Below are 21,035 nucleotides of genomic sequence, written 5' to 3'. Positions count from 1 at the left end.
ATCAGATTGGTGAGTAGAATGTATTTTTTCAGAAAAATTTATAACCTTTGCTTTTTTACAATGATCTGGTACAATAACGGAGAAATTGATACTACACATGAATGAGAGGTAACCATACGTCCCATGAAATAAAACACATGAATTGACCCCAGTTAACTGCAGACAGTTTTATGACGCAGTCAGCCAGAGCGGCTGAGCAATGAGGGGATTCGTGTGTCCAAATTCAGCTATGGGATCAGGTATGGAACAAGTAAGCCTTTGAGGTTTACGTGTACCCTGTGTTTGGGGTTTCTTTGTTCATGCCGTAGCTTACCTTAGATCTGTCTTTGAATGCTTGATCCAACCCTGAATTGCCAAACCGTCGGCTGATGCCAGCGGTTTTTTTGTTCAGCAAAAAGGATGCAGGAAGGATGAGGCCTCATGATGACATTGGTACGCTTACATGAAGTATCAAAAGAATGGAACGGCATTGAATTGTTTACAGGATTGAATCTGGAGATTAATGAGGGCGAGCGACTTGCCATTCTGGGTCGTAACGGATGCGGAAAGACGACGTTGTTACGTATCATTTTGGGTGAAGAGCATGGTGGTGGACGGATTGAACGTCATATTCCGCAGCAGGAATGGGGATTCATGCGCCAGCGCTCGGAGATTGAGACGGGCATGAATGTACTGGATGCGGTCCGACGTGAGAGCGGTCAGATCTATGAAGTGAAACGGAATTTGGAAGAACTGGAGCAACGTTTGAGCATTAGCACTGAAGCGGATGATGAGCTGCTTGCAGCCTATACGCAAGTCATGGAACAATATGAACAGCTTAACGGTTACATGTGGGAGACTGAGGTAGAGAAGGTACTGACACGTCTTGGACTATCCGCAGAGCATTGGAACAGACCATATCATTCTTTGAGCGGTGGACAAAAAACAAAGGCTCGCCTGGCAGGACTTCTTGTCAGCAAGCCCAAATTCCTGATCCTGGATGAACCGACGAATCATCTGGACGAGGGAAGCATGCGCTGGCTTGAAAAGTGGTTATCCTCATACGAAGGTACGCTGTTATTTGTATCTCACGATCGAACCTTTATTGATCAGGTAGCATCAGGAGTGATTGAATTCAGTGCAGATGCCCTGACCAAATACAAAGGCGGATACTCCGAATACAAGGTCCACAAAGAGCGTGAATTACGGGAACAGGAAACGATCTACCGCAGGCAGGAATTGGAGCGTAAGGCGCTGGAAGAAACGATTCGAAACTACCAGGAATGGTTCCATAAAGCGCATAATTCAGCGACCGATGTGGAGGTGAAGATCACCCAGAGCTTCTACAAGGCCAAAGCTAACAAAAATATTTCACGTTACCATGCAAAACAAAAACAGCTGGAACGTTTGGAGCGGGAACGGGTGGATAAACCTCGTGAAGCTGCAAAGTTGAACATGGAATTGCAGATGAATCCATTGGCTGCGCGACAGCTTGTTGCTTTGGATGAGGTGAGTTTTTCATATACGGGGAACGAGCCAGTGCTTCGCAACCTTCGAATCACCGTTGAACGCGGAGATCGGCTTGCCGTACGAGGTCCTAATGGAACGGGCAAGACGACACTGTTGAAGTTGATGATTGGTGAACTGGAACCTTCGCAGGGCAAGGTCACACGGCATCCACAGCTGAAAATCGGATACTTTTCACAGGAGCTGGAAGGGCTTCCCGAGAGTTTAACATTGCTGGATAGTTTGCTTACCCTCCCATCCATGACACAAAGTGCGGCACGTACCATTCTGGGATGTTTCCTGTTTTCAAGGGATGATGTGTTCAAGTGTATTGGGGATTTGAGCATGGGGGAAAAGTGCAGAGTGGCATTTTTGAGACTGTATTTTGGTGGAGCGAATCTGCTGGTGTTGGACGAACCGACGAACTATCTGGATATCGATACCCAGGAAGTCATGGAGAATGTATTAAAACAGGCTTCAGGTGCTTTGGTACTTGTATCTCATGACCGGATGCTGACGAAGACACTTGCGAATCGATTGTGCGATCTGGAAGCTGGGGGTACAGCAACGCTGTTTGAAGGAGGTGTGTCGGATTGGGAGCAGTCCAGCAAACTTCGGGAGCGTGCGCTGGAGACACGGGAATCCGATGACGAGCGGTTGCTATTGGAGATGCGCCTGTCGGAGTTGCTGTCTCCTGTGAGCACTGCTGGAAAAGACAGTCTGACACAGCACGAGCATTCGAATGAGCGAGCAGTCGAGGCCGCTGAGATTCGCGAAATCCAGCAGCGTCTGAAACAATTGAAAGATAAGGGTGCAAGCATAAATTAGAACATGGACGGCTTGCTATTTCGATCTATTTTGCATATAATTATGAACGATCATCGATGATTATATCGATATAGGTTTAACTTAAAATCAAACGTGATGATGGAGACAAGTAAGCAGTGCCTCTGGACAGGGAGGAAGCGCCGTAGATTGAGAGCGTTTCTGTAGAACAAGGCTGCCGAAATTCACTCCGAAGCGGTTCCCTGAACCTGTCTGTGTGCAGACACAGAGGCAACAGTAGGGGCAAACGGTTAACGGTCGTTATTCCGTACAAAGTGAGACAAAACCAGTTGCAGACCAGCAGGTCCGTGCAGCAATGGATGTCTAACAAGGGTGGTACCACGGTCTTTTCGTCCCTTCAGGGGAGAGAAGGCCTTTTTTTGTTGCAAAAACACCACAAAAAGGGGGCAATTACACATGAAAGAACGTTTAGAGGCATTGAAGATCGAAGCGCTGGAGCAGTTGTCTGGTGTGAATGATCCACAGACGCTCAGTGATCTGCGTGTGAAGTATTTGGGGAAAAAGGGTGCATTGACTGAGATTTTGCGCGGAATGGGTGCACTTAGTGCAGAGGAACGTCCGGTTATTGGTCAAGTAGCCAATGATGTTCGGGCTGCCATTGAGGAAGTCATCGACAGCAAGCAGGATCAGTTCCAGAAGGAAGAGACGGCGAAGCGTCTGCAATCGGAGAAAATTGATGTGACGCTGCCAGGACGTCGTGGACGTCAAGGCGGACTGCATCCACTGACGAAAGTGGTACAGGAGATCGAAGATATTTTCATCGGCATGGGATACCGCGTAGCGGAAGGTCCTGAAGTCGAGATGGATTATTACAACTTTGAAGCATTGAACTTGCCGAAGAATCACCCGGCGCGCGATATGCAGGATTCCTTCTATGTTACCGAAGACTTGTTGATGCGTACCCATACATCTCCGGTTCAAGTGCGTACCATGCAGAGCATGAAGGGCGAAGTGCCTGTCAAAGTCATCTGCCCAGGTAAAGTGTACCGCCGTGATGACGATGATGCGACGCACTCTTTCCAATTCAACCAGGTTGAAGGTTTGGTTATCAGCGAAAACATTCGTATGAGCGATCTGAAAGGAACCCTGCTGCAATTCGTGCGCGAAATGTTCGGTTCCCACACGGAGATTCGTCTGCGTCCAAGCTTCTTCCCGTTCACGGAGCCAAGTGCGGAAGTGGATGTAACCTGTGTACAATGTGGCGGCAGCGGCTGTCGGGTATGTAAGCAAACCGGCTGGCTCGAAATTTTGGGCGGCGGTATGGTTCACCCGAAAGTACTGGAAATGGGTGGCTATGATCCGGAGAAATACAGCGGTTTTGCATTCGGAATGGGCGTGGAACGTATCGCCATGCTGAAGTATGGTGTCGATGATATCCGTCACTTCTACAATAGCGATCTGACCTTCTTGAAGCAATTCGGAAGGCTGTAACTTAACAATACAATGGATCAACAAATATAGAGCAAGCGTTATGAACCGGGAATACCAATTTATAGATGAAGGAAGTGAACGTCCATGAGAGTATCGACAGATTGGCTGTCTGATTATATTTCCCTTGAAGGTGTGACGCCACAGGAATTGGCAGAGAAAATTACCCGTGCGGGTGTCGAGATTGATGTAGTGGAGAACCGCAACAAGGGCGTGAATAAAGTTGTTGTAGGTTATGTGAAGAGCAAGGAGAAACACCCGGATGCAGACAAACTGAATGTGTGTGTTATCGATGCCGGTCAGGAAGAAGATCTGCAGATCGTGTGTGGTGCGAAAAATGTGGATGCAGGTCAAAAGGTAGTCGTAGCTTTGGTTGGAGCGAAGCTCCCAGGTGGATTGGATATCAAAAAAGCCAAACTGCGCGGTGTGGTATCCCTTGGCATGATCTGTTCTGCGAAAGAGCTCGGCATGAACGATAAATTGCTCCCCAAAGATCAACAGGAAGGTATTCTTGTTCTACCGGAAACAACAGAGGTTGGCACGCCGATCAGCCAGGTTCTTGGTCTCGACGATCATGTGCTTGAACTGGACCTGACACCGAACCGCTCCGACTGTCTCAGCATGCGCGGTGCAGCCTATGAAGTGGGTGCCATCCTGGGTCGTGAAGTGAAGCTGCCGAATCCCAAAGACCAACTGGTTGAAGTGGGTGATGCAGCTGCGAATCATATCTCTGTAGAGATTAAGGCACAGGAGCAATGCAGTCACTATGCGGCTCGTTATGTAACCGGCATTAAGCTGGGTGCTTCCCCGCTCTGGATGCAAAACCGTCTGATGGCTGCAGGTGTTCGTCCAATCAACAATATCGTTGATATCACGAACTATGTCATGCTGGAATATGGTCAACCGTTACATGCATTCGATGCGGATAAGCTGGAAAAAGGCCATATTGAAGTGCGTATGGCCAACGAAGGCGAAACGATCGTTACGCTCGATGGACAGGAGCGCAAGCTGGAGCCGCACATGTTGCTCATTACGGATGGCGTGAAACCTGTAGCCATCGCTGGGGTTATGGGTGGCGAGAATTCCGAGGTATCGGAAGGTACGGTGAATCTATTGCTGGAGTCCGCCAAGTTCGACGGCGGAACCGTTCGGAAAACGTCGCGCCAACTGGGGCTGCGTTCCGAAGCAAGCATGCGTTTTGAGAAGGAAGTAGACCCGGGTGCGGTGATTACGGCTTTGGATCGTGCGGCTGAACTGATTCAGCGTTATGCTGAAGGTGAAGTGCATCAGGGAATCGTGGAAGCTGGAGCAGAAGCGGCGGAGAAACGTGTCATTCAATTGTCGCTGGACAGACTGAATCGTTATCTGGGAACCGATCTTTCTTTGCTTGAGGTGAAAACGATCTTCGCTCGCTTGCACTTTGCATGTGGTGATGCAGATCAAGGATTGCTGGATGTGGAAGTACCTACACGCAGAGGGGATATTACGCTCGATGTAGACTTGTTTGAAGAGATGGCACGCCTGTACGGATACGACAACATTCCAACCACATGGATTGAAGGACCGACAACTCCGGGGGCATATACACGCTCTCAAGCGATGCGTCGTACCATTCGTGGATTGCTCTCAGGCAGTGGCTGGCAGGAAATGATCGGTTACTCCTTTGTACACCCGGATAAAGCGACATTGTTCCCGGCATTGACACAAGGCAGTAAAGCCGTGAAACTCGCGATGCCTATGAGTGAGGACCGCAGTGTGCTTCGTACGAGTATTTTGCCGCAAATGCTGGATGCAGCGGTGTATAACATGAACCGTAAACAGGATTCACTGGCTGTATTTGAAGTGGGCAATGTGTTCTTCACCGAAGAAGATCAGTTGACCAAGCAACCACATGAGATCCCAGTACTGGGGCTGCTGCTCACCGGGAATCGTGCAAGCCAGCAGTGGAATGTTGGAGCGGAGAAAGTAGACTTCTTCGATCTGAAAGGTGCGCTTGAGCATCTGTTCGCCTATGTGGGGCTTGAACAACGTATTCGCTTGGTAGCAAACAGCCCTGAAGGATTCCATCCGGGACGTTCCGCATCGGTTTACCTGGAAGGCAAGGATGGCGGGGAAGGCACATTGATCGGTACTTTGGGTCAATTGCATCCGGAGCTGCAACAGCAGTATGATCTGAATGATGTGTACATCGCAGAAATTGCACTTGAATCGATCTATAGTGAAGCAGACGCTGATATTCGTTATCGTGAACTTCCGCGTTTCCCAGCCATGGAACGTGATATCGCGGTTGTTGTGAATGAGGATGTTGAAGCGGGAGATATGCTGCGCGCCATTCGTGAATCGGCGGGTGAGTTGTTACAAACTGTACAAGTATTCGATGTGTTCACTGGAAGTAAGCTGGGTGAAAACAAGAAGAGTGTGGCGATGGCACTGGTATACCGGAATCGTGAACGTACACTGACTGATGAGGAAGTTACTGAAGTTCATGCCCGTGTAGTGGCTCGTCTGGAAGAGCAATTCGGAGCGGAATTGCGTAAATAGGACAGAAGAACATTTTTTGAACAAAGATTAGCAGGAATTGTTTGAAGTCACATCGAATCCTTAGCATTAGAGGATCGATGTGACTTTTTTGTGATTACAGCTTAGAATCAACATACAGACTTGAAGGAGGGCACAACTGTGACTACACCTGATCGTACACGCGTCACCGTAGAGATCTACGGGACTTCCTATAAACTGGTTGGCAGCAGTGCCGACTATATGAAACAAGTAGCTAACCTGGTAGATGAGCGTATGAGCGCGATCTCCAAGCAAAATTCCCGTCTGGATACTCCGCGTATTGCGGTACTGGCGGCTGTACATATGGCTGAACAGTCTCTTCAGACACAGGAAATCCGGAATGAGCTGAAGATGCTTACTGGAGAACGTACAGAACTGAGAAACGAATTAAATCGATTGAACGCCATACAAAATGAACATCAACAAGAATTGGAACGGCGTGACCAGACTCTAGCTGAATTGCAGAAGCTGAAGCTTGAAGCAGAGCAGGCGCTGCAAAGGGCTGAGACGGACAAGCAAGCAGAAATGGACAAGTTAAACACACTGCTTGAGCAGGAACGTGCCCAGGCAACGGAGCGAGTGCAGAAATTGCAGGCCCAGGCAACGGCACAACTCAAGGAAGCAGAGGCCAAGGCGGCAACACAACTCAAGGAAGCAGAAGCGAAGGCAACGAGACAGCTGAAGGAAATGGAAGAAAAAGCGGCTAATCAGCTCAAAACTGCACAGGCACAGGCCGTTTCTCAGCTAAAAGAAGCTCAGAATCGTTCTGCCGTCGAATTGCAGCAGGCGCAGGCCAAAGCTGCGGCTCAATATAAGGAATTGCAGGATAAGGCTGCCGCTCAATTAAAAGCAGCCGAGAGTCGTGCCATTGCAGAACGTCAACAAATAGAAGCCGAAGCTGCACAACAGGTTCAGACAGCCAAGGAAGAAGCCGAGTCCGCCATTTTGTTAGAGTTGGAGCAAGCAGAGAATAACCTGAAAAAAGCTCAGGAAGAAGCGGCACTGCAATATAACGAACTTCAACAACAGATGGAGCTTCGTCTCCAGCAGGTTGAAGAAAAAGCGCTGGAACAGACTCAGGCTCTGACGGATCAAGCGAATCAGGAGCGGGCTGCCTTGCAGGAACAAGCGGAGCAGAAGCGCCTGAATCAGATAAACCAATTAAATGCAGAGTTCAAAGCATTATCCGAACAGTCGGAACTCGAATGGATGGAGAAAGAAGCAGCCCTTGAGGAACAATTGCAACAAGCCAAGGAAGCAGCGGCATCGCAGGCAACCGAAGCCGCTGCAGTGGCAGAGGCCTTGTTGCAAGATGAACGGAGCAAGCTCAAGCAGCAGCTTGAGGAACAACGTAAACAGGCGGAGACTCGACTGTTAGATGTTGAGGAGCAATTGGAAGAAGTAATGACCCAGCTCATCAGTGCGCAGGACACAGTTGCAGAGCAAGAACAGCAGCTCCAGCACGAGCGTGGTCAATTGGAAGCGTTGCGTCATGAGCATGGAGTCCGTATACAGGAGCAGGAAGTTCAGAGTCGCCGAATTACGGAACTGGAGCAACAACTGGAGCAGTTGAAAGAGGACCGGTCTCAGTTGCAGGAGCTTCTGCGTGAAACGGAGCAGGCTGCCCAGCAATCCCGTGATGCACAGCAACAATGGAAACAGAAGTATAATGAAACTGTAGAGAGAGAAACCTCTCTTACAGCGCAGCTGCGCAAACTTCAGGAGCAGCACGCACAGCTTGAACAGGAAGTCCAAAACCTTCGTGAGGCTGAAGTGAAGTCGGAAGAGGAGCAGCGCAGGTTGCATAAGGTGCTTGAACAGGCTCATGCCGCGGTGCGTACATTGCAGAATGAGATCGGCACACTTACGGAACGTGAGCAATCCTGGAAAGACCTTGCTGAACAGCGATTGGCTGAGATCGGGGACCTGGAGAACCAGATTCTCGAAGTTGCTGAACAAAATGAAACATTGGAGTCTGGTGTGCAATCCCTTCATGATGAATTGTCCGTAGTGAAGGAAGAGTCTCGTTTTAACCATGAAGAGGCTGTCCATTACCAGAAGGATGCTGAGCTCTTGGAAGAAAAACGCAAAGAGCTTGAAGTTGAGTTAAATGTTGTTCGGGAAGATCTGGACCGACTTCAGGATAATTATAAACAAATCCGTAACGATTACAGTGATGCATTACAACGGGAAGAGAGTTACAGTTCCAAGATTGATGAGTTGAGTTCAGAGAAGCAAGAGATTGTGAGAGCACTTGAAGAAGCAAGACAGTCTTCAGCAAAACTTTCCGAGCGCTACTCCGAGCAAGAGAGCCGACTGGCCCAGACCGAGGAAGAAGCGCTGGAGTGGCAGATCAAATACGAAGAACTGTCGGTCAAACAGGCTGAACTGGCATCCCGCCTAGAGCAGTTGACCAGACGTGAAGAAGAACTTCGCTCAAGCGTTGAACAAGCAGAGCAGAACGACCAAGTATGGAAACGCCGTGCGGATGAATGGGCGGCTCAGGAGCAATCCTGGCAGGAACGTTGGGCCGCGCTTGAGAATGAACTGACGGTTTGGAAGAGTGAGAGTGCTGCAAGTAGCGAGTTGCTGGAGGGACTGGAGCAAGAACGACAACAGCTGGACAAGTTACGTGCAGAAGCAACGCAAGAGAAAGAGATGATGGAAACCGAATTGCTTGAGATGGGAGAGCGTTACGAACTAGCAGCCAACCAATTACGTTTGTTACAGGTGGAACGCGAGATGGAGCAGGAGAAGGCAGAGCAACTGAACACGGAATATCGTCAGTTGCATGATGAATATAAGAAATTGCAGACGGAATATAACGAATGGATTGAATTGATTGAACAGGACCAGACCTAGCGGAATGAATGTAGCAGAACTGGCTCGTGGGCAACGTACTCTGGTACAATTTGTTATACTAAAGAAGGAGCTCCCGTCGCTGCGGGGGCTCCTTGTCTTGAAACCTATTCTTCAACAATAATTTTGGAGATCATGCTGCTGTGTCCTGAACCACAGAAGACAGAACAGGACATTTCAAACTCACCAACCTTGTCTGGGGTTATGACTTTGGAGCTATTTCTGGTATCCAGTTGAAGATTCAGCTCAGGCACAAGCATACCGTGATTTCCATTTACATTTTCATAAACAATGTTAACCGGAACGCCTTTTTTAAGATGATACTCAGGTTGATCGAATTCGTAGTTGCTTGCCTTGATGACCAGTTCTTCACTGGCTGTAACTTCAGCATCGGATCCATTGCTGCCAGATTCAGTGGACTGCTTCGTCCCTCCGCATGCGGCGAGGACCAGAATTAACATACAGGCAGCAAGCCATGTTATGCCTTTCTTCATCATGTGCCTCCTTAAGCTTGATATGGATAAAATTTGAATGATTGCTCCAGTCATCATACCGCAATATGTGGATGCCTGTACACGCTGCGTATGTCGTTTTTTTGAAAATTGTACGGGTATGTCAGAGAAGGGTACTGCCCAAATGAAATAAACCTCTTCCGGCACGGAGCCTTCAGAGGTTTAAGCGAATATTCATTGGAACGTTAAGGTGAAATGTAGATTAACTTTTGGAGCTTCGTCCTGCATCAAAAGGGGTGGATACCGGGATGAATAGATCGATAATCCCGATAACCAGCGCAGCGAGAATGGCACCGAGCAGGCTGACTTCAACATGATCTACAACATATTGACCAAGCCAAATCACCAGTGCGCTAACGATAAATCCGACAATACCGCGACCAAACGGGTTGACCCTTTTGCCGAAGATACCTTCAACAATCCAGCCGAGCAGGGCGATGACGAGAGCAAGCAGCAGGGCGCTCCAGAAGCCACCAACGGCGAATCCGGGAACGATCCAGCTAACCACCATTAATACTATTGCGGCGATGATAAATCGCACGACATGTCCCAGGAAATTCATGGTGTTTACCTCCTTTTATTCGGATTGAACTGAGCAGGGCAACTCCAAGGGGATGGAGAGGTTGCACAATCCTGACACCTGTAGTTTGTGGTGCAATGGTTTAAGTTATGTGTGGAAGGATTCGTTAAATAGCGTAAGAAAGTTTCTTTCGTTATAATACAGATATAGTTTGGAAGGAGTTGTACACTTGGACACGAAAATTTTACACACACTGGAATATCGCAAAATTTTAAATACATTGCTTAGTTTTGCCCAGACGAGCATGGGAAAAAAGAAAGCGGAGCAACTTGAACCAAGCAGTGAGCTTGAAGAAGTGAAGCGGTTGCTGCAGCAAACCGATGAAGCCTTTACATTCGATCGCTTGAAAGGCTCCCCGTCGTTCGGGGGAATTGTAGATATTACAGCTTCCATCAAACGAGCTGAAATTGGAGGCACACTTAACCCTCACGAACTTTTGGGAATATCCAACACGACCTTTGCGGCGCGGCGCTTGAAACGTCAGATTGGTACTTTGCATGAAGATGAGCCCATCGAATCTCTGTTCTATATCAGTGACCAACTGTCAGAGCAAAAAACGCTTGAGGATGCCATCAAAATCTGTATTGACGACAATGCAGAGGTTGCCGACAGTGCAAGCGTAACGTTGGCTCAGATCCGTCGTGAGCTGCGAGGTGGAGAAGCTCGTATTCGCGAAAAACTGGATTCCATGATTCGATCCTCTACTGTATCCAAGATGTTGCAGGATCAGCTCATCACCATCAGAGGAGACCGTTTTGTTATCCCGGTAAAAGCTGAATATCGTTCGTACTTTGGCGGGATTGTGCACGATCAGTCCGGTTCGGGTGCGACATTGTTCATTGAGCCGGAATCGATTGTAGCCATGAACAACAAATTACGCGAAACCCGGATTCGGGAAGAACGCGAAATAGAGATTATTTTGCAGAAATTGACGGCACTTGTCAGTGAGCAGGGTGAATGGCTGCTGTATGATGTCGACTTGCTGGGATCGCTTGATTTTATCTTCTCCAAAGCACGTCTGGCTCGTGAACTGAAAGCAACATTACCACGCATGAATGACCGCGGATTCCTCAAACTGAAGAAGGGCCGTCATCCATTGATACCGATCGAAAACGTGGTTCCAATCGACATTGAACTGGGCAATGATTACACATCCATTATCGTGACAGGTCCGAATACGGGTGGTAAGACGGTAACGCTCAAAACGATTGGATTGCTGAGCCTGATGGCGATGTCCGGTTTATTTGTTCCGGCTGAGGATGGCAGTCAGCTATGTGTATTTGATGCGATCTATGCAGACATTGGGGACGAACAGAGTATTGAGCAGAATCTGAGTACGTTCTCCAGCCATATGACGAACATCATTCGCATTCTGAAGAACATGACGCCGAAGAGTCTGGTATTGCTCGATGAACTTGGAGCAGGAACAGACCCGGCTGAAGGGTCCGCACTGGCGATCTCCATGCTGGAGCATATGCACCGGACGGGATGTCGCATGGTTGCAACCACCCACTACAGTGAACTGAAAGCATACGCATATGAGCGTAAAGGTGTCATTAATGCCAGCATGGAATTTGACATCAATACATTGAGTCCAACCTATCGCCTTCTGGTAGGTGTACCTGGACGAAGTAATGCATTTGCCATTGCAGAGCGACTGGGACTGCCAGGTTACATTCTCGACTACGCCCGTGGCGAAGTGAAGGAAGAGGATCAACGGATTGAGCACATGATTGCTTCCCTGGAAGAGAACCGTCTTACAGCTGAACAAGAGCGTGAGAAGGCGGAGAGCTTGCGCCAGGACATGGAGAAATTACGCAGTCGTCATCAGGCGGAACTGGAGAAGCTGGAACAACAGCGTGATCGCCGGATTGAAAAAGCAGAAGAAGATGCACGCAGCATTGTGGACAAGGCACGCGCGGAAGCGGAGAAGATTATAGCAGATCTTCGCCTGTTGGCTATGGAGGAAGGTGCTTCCGTGAAGGAGCACAAACTCATTGCTGCCCGCAAACAACTGGACGAGGCTGAACCGGAGAAACGCAGGAAAACGGTCAAGAAGACGGCAACAGCGCCGAAGACTCGTGCCATCGGTCCTGGTGATGAAGTGCTTGTCTACAGTTTGAATCAAAAAGGCCATGTTGTAGAGATGTCGGGCAGTAAAGACGCTATGGTACAATTGGGGATTATGAAAATGAAAGTATCCCTGGATGACTTGGAACTACAACAATCGGCTCCAGCAGCCAAACCGAAGCAAAAACCGGTAACCGGTATGAAACGCACACGTGATGACAATGTGAAAAGTGAATTGGATCTGCGTGGCACCAACCTGGAAGAAGCCCTGATGGAGACAGACCGATTCATTGATGAAGCTTTCCTTGCCAACCTGGGCCAAGTTTATATTATTCACGGTAAAGGTACTGGAATTTTACGTTCCGGTATTCAGGATTACCTGCGTAAGCATAAACATATTAAAAGTTACCGGCTGGGCAATTACGGAGAAGGCGGGAACGGTGTGACCGTCGCAGAATTGGAATAGCCGGTCCATGAATCAATGATATTCTGCGACCTTATTCATGAAGGTCACAGATGGGGAGAGGGGAACGGTGCGTGATAGAAAGCATTGACCAATTGCTGTCTCATCCTTTGGGGATGGTACTCGGTTTTTTCTCGGTAGCGATTATGGAGCTGCTTGTATTTCTGGCTTGCTTCGAACTGGTGACCAAGTATAAATGCTGGACGGAGATCAAGAAGGGCAATGTGGCGGTTGCGATGGCTACAGGAGGCAAGATCTTTGGGATCTGCAACGTACTGCGGTTCTGTATACAAGCCAAGTCTTCGGTATATGAAGCCATGACGTGGTCTTTTGTTGGGTTTGTTCTTCTGCTTACCGCCTATTTTTTGTTCGAATTCCTGACACCCGTGTTCTCCATTGATAAGGAGATCGAAGCGGATAACCGAGCTGTCGGATTGATATCCATGATTATTTCAGTCTCGCTGTCGTTTGTTATTGGCGCGAGCATTATCTAGGGGGAACGGTCATGAAGATATTGATACGGATTCTGTTTGCGGCATCGATCGTGTTTTTTGCCATCGGTGTGATCTATGTGATGAATACATGATGAGATGAAAGAGAAAGGTTGATTGAATATGGAAACAACAATATGCCCTTGGTGTCAAACGGAAATTGTATGGGATGAGGAACTTGGCCCTGAAGAGGAGTGTCCATACTGCCACAATGAATTGAAGGGATATCGAACGCTCAACATTAACATTGGTGATGAAGAGAACGATGATGCAGAGGACGACATCTATGATGTGGATGATGTAAAAGATGAGGAACAGACTACGGATCTTACAGATCTGTGGGGGGATGAAGTTGAACTCAAATTGCCGGAGCTGCGAACGTTGACCAAATATGCCGATGAGGGTAATGACCTCATTCAGTATGAACAAGGTGTTCAGAAGCAACTTGATCATCAGGAAGAAGTGCCGGAGTGCCCGAATTGCCGGGAATTCATGATTCTCGCAGGTACACAAGCTGCAACGCAGGATAATTTCATGCCAGTTGCTAACGCAGTTTCAGGCGAAGGGGCGCTATTGTCACCTCCTTTTAAGGTGCTGACCTATATATGCTCGGGATGTTTCCAAGTTCAATACAGTCTGTCTGAGGATGACCGACTGCGTCTGATTCAGAACCTGAGTGCGCAAGAGTAAGCTTCACGTAGATACGAACCACAATTTCAAAGCAATCCTGAAGATTCATCATGTTTTCCTCTTGCTTGGGGCACGTTAACCTAAGACCTACCTGTACACAGTTCACTTCAGGTGGATGAAGGAGGAGCAGATGAAGATTACTTTAGGCCGACAATCCATTCTGCTTTTGGGCGTGAATGGATTGTTTGCGTTAGCCGGAGCACTGTCGGGAACCTTTTTGAATGTGTTTCTGTGGAAAAGCCGTCCGGATTATGCCATGTTGGGATGGTTCACTATCAGCCAGCAACTGACCATTGGACTAACATTCTGGCTTGCTGGCAAATGGGTCAAGGAACACAATAAAATGAGTGCACTTCGACTAGGTACTGCGCTGTCCGGCATATTTTATATGATCGTCCTCTGGGCTGGCTCCAAAGCAGTAGACTGGATATGGCCATTGGGTATTCTATTAGGTTGTTCACTGGGGCTGTTCTGGATCGCATTTAATGTTGTGTATTTTGAAATAACGGATCGGGAAAACAGGGATCTATTCAATGGCTGGGTCGGGTTACTTGGCTCGATGACCGGAATTATAGGTCCGTGGTTCTCCGGTCTGATTATTACTCGCATGACAGACAACACAGGATATCGGCTCATCTTTACGGTATCACTTGTCATTTATGTCATAGCGGTAGTCTTCAGTTTTTTTCTGAAAAAAAGAAAGGTGAGCGGTACATACCGCTGGTCTGAACCCTGGATACAGCTATCCAAACCGAATAGTCCCTGGAGGACCTTAGCCTTGGGATTATTCGCTCAGGGCGCACGGGAAGGTGTCTTTGCCTTCCTGATTGCACTGTTGGTATATTTGGCCACAGCACAGGAGTACAAATTGGGGCAGTTTTCACTCATCACTTCAGCTGTGGCACTCGTAAGTTATTGGGCAGCCGGGAAGTGGTTCAAACCACAGTTCAGATCGAAAGGCATGTTCATCGGGGCACTCATTCTGCTCGTTGTGCTGCTTCCTCTTCTCTGGAAAGTGACCTATGGTACATTGTTAATTATGGGAATTGGGAGTGCTGTTGCGATGCCGTTGTATGTACTACCAATGATATCAGCGGGATTCGACATGATGGGCACCAGTGGCGAAAATGTGGAGAAAAGGGTTGAACTTGTCGTTTTGAGAGAATTATGCCTGATGCTTGGCAGACTATTTGGATTGGCCATATTCATTGTGACGGTCATAAATGCTCCGTCTCTACACATGTTAACCTGGCTTATTATTGTTCTTGGTGCTTCTCCACTTATCGGATGGATTTACATGCGCAAATTATTGAACCGAACGGAGGGGCAAGAGCCTGCGGCTTAGCAGGTCTCGAAATACAAACAGGGTACAGCGACAGGAAAGAGAACTTTCCGCGTCCTGCACCCTATTTGTATTGATTTGTTTTCCTGTTACACAGGAGATGGTTTGCTTGTGCGTGTGAGTGAGAACAGATCCATATCAGGGTTCTGTTTGCCGACAATGGCATCCACAATTAAGGAAGCAGCAATCATGCTGTATACGGTCCCATTACCTCCATACCCTTCTACAAAATATGAATGCGGATAATCGGGATGAGTACCAATCAGAGGGAGACCATCATTCGTATTACCAAACACGGCACCCCAGGCATAATCGACTTCAAGATCATCTAAAGGGAAGTAGGAACGTACCTCTTCCAGGAGTGTATCTCCCCGGTGTTTTGCCCGTATTTCACGTTGATCCTCCCGAGGTATTTCTTCATCCAAACCGCCTGCGATGATTCTTCCGTCGGGTGTTGTCCGCATATATAAATATGGGCGTGCTGTCTCCCAAATCATGCTGTGTTCAAACCATTCACTAAGATCAGACAATGGTTTGGTAGCAATCGCATAGGTCGTTTTCAGATAGGCTCCACGATCCTTTTTGATGTCCTGTGTCTCGTAACCGGCAGCAAATATAACCTTCTTGGCACGGATTTTACCGTTGGAAGTGTGACATAATACACCTTCTTCATCGTATTCACAGTGTATCATTTCCGTCTGGCCATAGATTCGAGCGCCACTTTTATTTGCGGATTCAAACAAGGCATGAACAAAACGATAGGGATTCACTTCTGCATCTCCCATCGTGTACAGGGCAGCGGGTTTACTGAAAGGAAAATGCTGGCTTATTTTGTCAGCATCCCATAATTCAGCTTCAAAACCATAACGTTTCAGCGTCTCATATTCTTCCTTCAGTAGAGTTACATCATCTTCGCTACTTGCAAAACAAAGACTTGTTCGAGGGATAAACCAAGGGTCTGTATCTAAACTGTCTGCAATTTGAGCAAGCTGTTTCATGGCCTCACGACATAGCTCATAAAAGCGTACGCCTGTCGCTTCACCAAAAGTATTGATACATGAGGTTAGTGTTTTGTCATTGGTATATTGTAAAAGACCTGTATTGGCAGAACTGCTGCCGTGGGCAATATCTCTCTTGTCAATGACAACGGTATTAATACCCTGCTCCGTGAGTAGTTTAGATGTCAATGCGCCCCCCATGCCTCCACCAATGATGAGGCAGTCACAAGAGATGTCTTCTTGCAGAGCAGAATAATCAAATGTTGCATTAAAAGTGGAGGGCCAAAAAGGTGTGCCATAGACCAGATCCATTAGAAACATCTCCTTTATGAATTAAATTTGTATACTTTCGTCTGACCGGGTTAACAATAATTGCGCATAAACTATATGCCGAGGAGGCCAGCGAAACATGCAGAATCATACGATGCAAGCACTGAGTCCCAAGGAATTAAACTATATTGCGGACTCGATCACCAATGAAGAACTGCTGATTAAGCAGTGTGCAGCAACAGCTTCCATCACACATAATCCACAAATTCAACACGCACTGAATCACTATGTTCGCTCACATGAACAGCATCTGAACACGCTTGTCAATGCGCTTCAGCAACATCAGTCTCTTGCACCGACACAAGCTCAGTAATTGAAGACTATTCTAACTGTATAGGAGGAGAATGCATGTATTCACAATCTTTATCATCTAATGGCTCTTTTATGCAGGAGCAAGATCTGCTGAAGTCGATTCTTGCAGATTTGAGACGAACCTCGCGCGAATATACGACTGCGACTACGGAAGCATCCTGTCCGATGACACGTCGAATGTTCACCGATTTAACAAATGATACCTTGAGATTGCAAGGAGAGCTGTTCAATCTGATGCAGCAAAACAACATGTATTCGGTGTCGGCCAAAGCACTCCGTCAAGATGTGGACAAGCAAATCCAGTCTGCACAACAGGCCCAACAGAAGTGTCAGCAATTCATTCAGGAAAAGAATACGCAGAACAGCTCATACAGCCAAGCTCCTAATGTGCCTCAGCATCAGCCGAATTACGGTAACCCTTATTACATGTAACCTTTGCAAAAGAGGTTTGAAGCACCTAACATTCGAGAACCATACCACCGCTTGCCTGAATTCAGGGCAGGCGGTCTTTTGTCTATGCATCAACGTTAAATTCATGTAATATAAGTATTAATTCATTTTCAGGAACCTGGATGACGCTGGAGGGAAAATCATGAAAGATTTGAACGATCTGCAACTAAAAGTTCTGGATCTGTTAAAGGAAGACGCGAGAAGGACTCCCGCACTGCTGTCGACGCTGCTGGGGGAGTCGGAAGACAAGATCAAAAATGCCGTGGCGCAGCTTGAACAAGACCACGTCATCGTGAAATACGCAACTGTCGTGAACTGGAGCAAAATAGATGATGAAAAAGTAACGGCCCTGATTGAGGTTCAGATCACGCCGGAGCGTGGTCGTGGCTTTGAAGGGATTGCCGAGCGCATCTATCTCTATCCTCAAGTGAAATCCGTATATCTCATGTCAGGTGCATACGATCTGCTCGTTGAAGTGGAAGGTGGCAACCTGCGTGAAGTCGCTAATTTTGTGTCGGAGAAACTATCTCCGATAGACTCTGTACTTTCAACCAAAACGAATTTTATACTTAAAAAATATAAGCAGGACGGGATTATCTTTGAAGACCATCAAGAAGACAACCGTCTCATGATCTCGCCGTAAAGGAAGATGTGTCATGATAGTGAATGAACAGACAACCGGGAACAATAAGAAAATGACAACTTATCTGGCACCCCTCGTGCAGCAGATACCTCCATCCGGAATTCGTAAATTTTTTGATCTGGTTGGAGACAACAAAGATATAATTACATTGGGTGTGGGTGAACCTGATTTTGTTACACCTTGGCATATGCGTGAAGCCTGTGTCTATTCGCTGGAAAGAGGCATGACCAGTTACACATCCAACGCAGGTATGCCGAAGTTGAGAGAAGCCATCAGTGAATATCTGGATACTCAGTTTGATACCAAATACGATCCCAAGGATGAGATTATTGTCACCGTGGGTGGCAGTGAAGCGATTGATCTGGCTTTGCGCGCGTTAATCGTACCTGGCGACGAGATTCTCATTCCTGAACCTTCCTACGTGGCTTATTCACCAATCGCTTCAATCGGTGGCGGTATACCAGTTGGGGTTGAAACCTACGCAAAAGATCAGTTCAAGTTAACGGCCGAAGCACTTGAAGCTGGCATCACACCGAAGTCGAAAGTGGTTATTCTGTGTTATCCGAGTAATCCCACTGGGGCCATCATGACGTATGAAGAGTGGCTGCCGATTGCTGAAGTGATTAAAAAGCATGATCTGATTGTAATCGCTGATGAAATCTATGCTGAATTGACGTATACACAAAAACATGTTAGCTTTGCAGCTATTCCTGACATGAAGGAGCGAACAATTCTCGTAAGCGGATTTTCGAAGGCATTTGCAATGACAGGTTGGCGGATCGGTTACATGTGTGGTCATCCTGAGCTTATTGCAGCCATGCTCAAAATCCATCAGTATACAGTAATGTGTGCACCAGCCATGGGTCAGGTTGCTGCACTTGAGGCATTGACGAACGGTTTGGGTGAGAAAGATCGGATGGTAGAATCGTATAATCAGCGTAGACGTTTAATTGTGCAGGGATTCAGGGATATTGGACTTGATTGTCATGAACCTCAGGGAGCATTCTATGCATTCCCGAGTATTCAAAAGACAGGTATGAGTTCCGACCTGTTTGCTGAGCGATTGTTAACGGAGAATAAAGTTGCTGCTGTTCCCGGCAATGTTTTTGGCCCTCAGGGTGAAGGCTTCTTGCGCTGTTCTTATGCTACTTCTGTAACCCAATTGAATGAAGCTTTGGAACGAATCGGAAACTTTGTTTACAAACTGCAAAAAGAGGGTTAATACTAAAGTAGAATCTTTTTACAAATGTGACATTGTTATCGTTGGAAAAAAATAACTTTCTTTTACAAAATAATGTGATATAATTTCAATTTGAAATAAGTTTTCATATATTTGGAAAACATTTTTCCAAGGAGGGGTTAGCTTTGTTTTGTGTTGAATATGATTTACCGACGAATCGTGGGCACGTTCTGGCAGAAGGCGATCATGGCGACCGATGGTCGGTGAAACCCGATAACGCATCTTTGCATGACATTTCCTTGGAAGATGAAATTCATATGCTTCGTCGCAAGATGGAACAGATCTTCCTCGAAGAGAAATCATTCACATCCGATATTGTAATTGAAATCAGCAGTTTGCTGGATTTAAAGATTAATGAGTATATGAAGGCTAACCCGATCAAAGCAAAATAACGTTTATGCCGGATTGAAACGTTTCATTAATCGAATTAGAGAGGGAGACCTGAGAGGGTCTTCTTTTTTTGTGTGTGCAAAGGCAGGGTGATCCCCCGATCAAACAGGTTATTTTTTTGCGTGGAACAATTGTGATATATTGGACGTAGGAGACTAAAGGGGGAACTGGAATGAAAAGATTTTGGGGGCTTACTGCGATCGTTTCTATCGTTTTTCTGCTTGCTGGTTGTGGTGGTAAAGATGATTTTTCCATTTTCATCATTGATAACCAAGGAAATCCATCTGTAATCTCAGAACAGTTACAGGCTAATCTGCAACAGAAACTGGGCGAGGAACCCAAGGTGGAAGTGATCACCAGTGCGATGTATGATGTTCAGAAAATTATGGTTGAGTATGCGGCTGGAGGACATGATATCTTCATTTTGCCTGAATCTGACATGAAACAATATGGAAGTAATGGTTCCAATATTCCGCTGGATGATACTTTTGACCCCAAGAAGTTTGAACGGGGTGTATTTGAAGGTGGAGTATTGGTAGAGAAGGGTGAAGGAGATGGAGGTTCAGATATCAAACAAGAATCACATCTTTATGGCATTCCGCTCGAAGATATGAAAATGTTTAAAGATGTAGAATATGCTGCGAGCAATCTGTTCGCTACCATTCCAGTGTCATCTTCCAATGTCGAAGAATCCAAGAAAGTGCTGAAGGCGCTGACTGAGTAAAGAAAATTCAGAATGGCTATGGAAGGAGGGAAGCGGATTGCTGATTACGGTCACAGGCGGAATAGGTAGTGGTAAAACTCGGTTTGCCCTCAAGTACGCAGCCGGGATTAGCCGGGAGGGTGTATATTTATCCACTGGTGATCATGATCCCGTTATTCCCGAATTGCCATCCGCTCATTATCGTGCCATTCATGCCGGGAACGGTCAGCATCTGACAGAGGTGATCACCCAGATTAATCGGGAATCCAATCTGTTTTTGGCGGATCAGCGAATTGTAATTGTAGACAGTCTGACCTCCTGGATGGCTACCAGTTTCAGAGCAACCGAGGATCTGAATCAGCAGCGATCAGAGACTCAGCTTTTGCTTGATGCGTTATTGTCTTATCAGGGGAAGCTGCTTGTGATTACCAATGAAATGCATGGCACATTACATCCTACCGAGGAAGAACGAATATTTACAGCGAGAATGGCTTCGGTTAACCGGATGCTGCAGATACATGCTGAAAAGATGTACATGCTGGTATCTGGTCTGGCTATCGATCTTAAGAGTCAGGGCATGCGAAATGAAGATGAACGATAGTGAGATGACTTAAACGGGTGACATAAAGAAGCCTCCTTAACCA

At 47.0% G+C, this 21,035-nt stretch carries 18 protein-coding genes; 15 read left to right on the top strand and 3 right to left on the bottom strand.

Annotated features, from left to right (window positions below):
- Positions 1-420 precede the first annotated feature (420 nt).
- The 4 genes from abc-f (at position 421) to MKY73_RS20885 (ending at position 9,180) form a co-directional block, all read left to right on the top strand.
- Positions 421-2,313: an ABC-F type ribosomal protection protein gene (gene abc-f / locus MKY73_RS20900; protein WP_339303272.1), complete on the top strand. Its 1,893-nt coding sequence runs from the start codon at positions 421-423 to the stop codon at positions 2,311-2,313.
- A gap of 414 nt (positions 2,314-2,727) precedes the next feature.
- On the top strand, positions 2,728-3,762 hold the full coding sequence (gene pheS / locus MKY73_RS20895; RefSeq protein ID WP_047842255.1) for a phenylalanine--tRNA ligase subunit alpha: 1,035 nt from the start codon (positions 2,728-2,730) through the stop codon (positions 3,760-3,762).
- A gap of 84 nt (positions 3,763-3,846) precedes the next feature.
- Positions 3,847-6,300: a phenylalanine--tRNA ligase subunit beta gene (pheT, locus tag MKY73_RS20890; protein ID WP_339303270.1), complete on the top strand. Its 2,454-nt coding sequence runs from the start codon at positions 3,847-3,849 to the stop codon at positions 6,298-6,300.
- A gap of 138 nt (positions 6,301-6,438) precedes the next feature.
- Entirely contained in the window at positions 6,439-9,180 is a 2,742-nt protein-coding gene (locus tag MKY73_RS20885; protein WP_339303269.1) for a hypothetical protein, read from the top strand.
- A gap of 104 nt (positions 9,181-9,284) precedes the next feature.
- Here the strand turns inward: MKY73_RS20885 and MKY73_RS20880 are convergent, their stop codons facing one another.
- Both MKY73_RS20880 and MKY73_RS20875 read right to left on the bottom strand, forming a co-directional pair.
- Positions 9,285-9,671 (bottom strand): cytochrome C oxidase subunit II, encoded by a 387-nt coding sequence (locus tag MKY73_RS20880; protein ID WP_339308678.1) that lies wholly within the window; start codon positions 9,669-9,671, stop codon positions 9,285-9,287.
- Positions 9,672-9,891: 220 nt separating this feature from the next.
- The gene (locus tag MKY73_RS20875) at positions 9,892-10,251 is read right to left on the bottom strand and encodes a phage holin family protein (protein WP_017689637.1); all 360 of its coding nucleotides are present in this window, start codon (positions 10,249-10,251) and stop codon (positions 9,892-9,894) included.
- A 187-nt stretch (positions 10,252-10,438) separates the two neighbouring features.
- Here MKY73_RS20875 and MKY73_RS20870 point away from each other — a divergent pair, with 187 nt between their 5' ends.
- From MKY73_RS20870 to MKY73_RS20855, 4 genes are all read left to right on the top strand, one after another.
- Positions 10,439-12,805 carry an endonuclease MutS2 gene (locus MKY73_RS20870; RefSeq protein WP_339303268.1) on the top strand — a complete coding sequence of 789 codons (2,367 nt, stop codon included), beginning with the start codon at positions 10,439-10,441 and terminating at the stop codon, positions 12,803-12,805.
- Between the two features lie 71 nt (positions 12,806-12,876).
- Positions 12,877-13,296 carry a DUF350 domain-containing protein gene (locus MKY73_RS20865; RefSeq protein ID WP_339303267.1) on the top strand — a complete coding sequence of 140 codons (420 nt, stop codon included), beginning with the start codon at positions 12,877-12,879 and terminating at the stop codon, positions 13,294-13,296.
- Positions 13,297-13,416: 120 nt separating this feature from the next.
- Entirely contained in the window at positions 13,417-13,983 is a 567-nt protein-coding gene (locus MKY73_RS20860) for a hypothetical protein (protein WP_339240836.1), read from the top strand.
- Between the two features lie 130 nt (positions 13,984-14,113).
- Positions 14,114-15,328: an MFS transporter gene (locus tag MKY73_RS20855; protein ID WP_339303265.1), complete on the top strand. Its 1,215-nt coding sequence runs from the start codon at positions 14,114-14,116 to the stop codon at positions 15,326-15,328.
- Between the two features lie 86 nt (positions 15,329-15,414).
- Here MKY73_RS20855 and MKY73_RS20850 read toward each other — a convergent pair whose 3' ends face one another.
- On the bottom strand, positions 15,415-16,635 hold the full coding sequence (locus MKY73_RS20850; protein ID WP_339303264.1) for an FAD-dependent oxidoreductase: 1,221 nt from the start codon (positions 16,633-16,635) through the stop codon (positions 15,415-15,417).
- Positions 16,636-16,732: 97 nt separating this feature from the next.
- On the opposite strand from MKY73_RS20850, the gene MKY73_RS20845 reads away from it, so the two are divergent.
- From MKY73_RS20845 to MKY73_RS20815, 7 genes are all read left to right on the top strand, one after another.
- Complete coding sequence (locus MKY73_RS20845; RefSeq protein WP_339303263.1) at positions 16,733-16,966, top strand: hypothetical protein; 234 nt, start codon at positions 16,733-16,735, stop codon at positions 16,964-16,966.
- A gap of 35 nt (positions 16,967-17,001) precedes the next feature.
- Positions 17,002-17,397 carry a spore coat protein gene (locus tag MKY73_RS20840; protein ID WP_339303261.1) on the top strand — a complete coding sequence of 132 codons (396 nt, stop codon included), beginning with the start codon at positions 17,002-17,004 and terminating at the stop codon, positions 17,395-17,397.
- Positions 17,398-17,557: 160 nt separating this feature from the next.
- Positions 17,558-18,058 carry an Lrp/AsnC family transcriptional regulator gene (locus MKY73_RS20835; protein ID WP_024628343.1) on the top strand — a complete coding sequence of 167 codons (501 nt, stop codon included), beginning with the start codon at positions 17,558-17,560 and terminating at the stop codon, positions 18,056-18,058.
- 13 nt (positions 18,059-18,071) lie between these two features.
- Positions 18,072-19,280 (top strand): aminotransferase class I/II-fold pyridoxal phosphate-dependent enzyme, encoded by a 1,209-nt coding sequence (locus tag MKY73_RS20830; protein ID WP_339260031.1) that lies wholly within the window; start codon positions 18,072-18,074, stop codon positions 19,278-19,280.
- 143 nt (positions 19,281-19,423) lie between these two features.
- Entirely contained in the window at positions 19,424-19,690 is a 267-nt protein-coding gene (locus MKY73_RS20825) for an aspartyl-phosphate phosphatase Spo0E family protein (protein ID WP_091014723.1), read from the top strand.
- Positions 19,691-19,860: 170 nt separating this feature from the next.
- Complete coding sequence (locus MKY73_RS20820; protein WP_339303259.1) at positions 19,861-20,412, top strand: hypothetical protein; 552 nt, start codon at positions 19,861-19,863, stop codon at positions 20,410-20,412.
- A 37-nt stretch (positions 20,413-20,449) separates the two neighbouring features.
- The gene (locus MKY73_RS20815) at positions 20,450-20,992 is read left to right on the top strand and encodes a bifunctional adenosylcobinamide kinase/adenosylcobinamide-phosphate guanylyltransferase (protein ID WP_339240845.1); all 543 of its coding nucleotides are present in this window, start codon (positions 20,450-20,452) and stop codon (positions 20,990-20,992) included.
- The last annotated feature ends 43 nt before the right edge of the window (positions 20,993-21,035 follow it).

Origin of the sequence: Paenibacillus sp. FSL R5-0519, from assembly GCF_037974275.1 — a bacterium.
In the GTDB taxonomy this organism is placed as follows: domain Bacteria; phylum Bacillota; class Bacilli; order Paenibacillales; family Paenibacillaceae; genus Paenibacillus.
The sequence above is the reverse complement of the archived record's forward strand: the minus strand, read 5'-3'. Positions and strand labels throughout refer to the sequence as shown.

Excerpts from the sequence above, each read along its gene's own strand:
- MKY73_RS20835 (WP_024628343.1), top strand. The coding sequence starts at position 17,558 with ATGAAAGATTTGAACGATCTGCAACTAAAAGTTCTGGATCTGTTAAAG.
- MKY73_RS20860 (WP_339240836.1), top strand. The coding sequence starts at position 13,417 with ATGGAAACAACAATATGCCCTTGGTGTCAAACGGAAATTGTATGGGAT.
- MKY73_RS20820 (WP_339303259.1), top strand. The coding sequence starts at position 19,861 with ATGAAAAGATTTTGGGGGCTTACTGCGATCGTTTCTATCGTTTTTCTG.
- MKY73_RS20840 (WP_339303261.1), top strand. The coding sequence starts at position 17,002 with ATGTATTCACAATCTTTATCATCTAATGGCTCTTTTATGCAGGAGCAA.
- pheT (WP_339303270.1), top strand. The coding sequence starts at position 3,847 with ATGAGAGTATCGACAGATTGGCTGTCTGATTATATTTCCCTTGAAGGT.
- MKY73_RS20880 (WP_339308678.1), bottom strand. The coding sequence starts at position 9,671 with ATGAAGAAAGGCATAACATGGCTTGCTGCCTGTATGTTAATTCTGGTC.
- MKY73_RS20875 (WP_017689637.1), bottom strand. The coding sequence starts at position 10,251 with ATGAATTTCCTGGGACATGTCGTGCGATTTATCATCGCCGCAATAGTA.
- MKY73_RS20830 (WP_339260031.1), top strand. The coding sequence starts at position 18,072 with ATGATAGTGAATGAACAGACAACCGGGAACAATAAGAAAATGACAACT.
- MKY73_RS20845 (WP_339303263.1), top strand. The coding sequence starts at position 16,733 with ATGCAGAATCATACGATGCAAGCACTGAGTCCCAAGGAATTAAACTAT.
- MKY73_RS20855 (WP_339303265.1), top strand. The coding sequence starts at position 14,114 with ATGAAGATTACTTTAGGCCGACAATCCATTCTGCTTTTGGGCGTGAAT.
- MKY73_RS20850 (WP_339303264.1), bottom strand. The coding sequence starts at position 16,635 with ATGGATCTGGTCTATGGCACACCTTTTTGGCCCTCCACTTTTAATGCA.
- abc-f (WP_339303272.1), top strand. The coding sequence starts at position 421 with ATGATGACATTGGTACGCTTACATGAAGTATCAAAAGAATGGAACGGC.
- pheS (WP_047842255.1), top strand. The coding sequence starts at position 2,728 with ATGAAAGAACGTTTAGAGGCATTGAAGATCGAAGCGCTGGAGCAGTTG.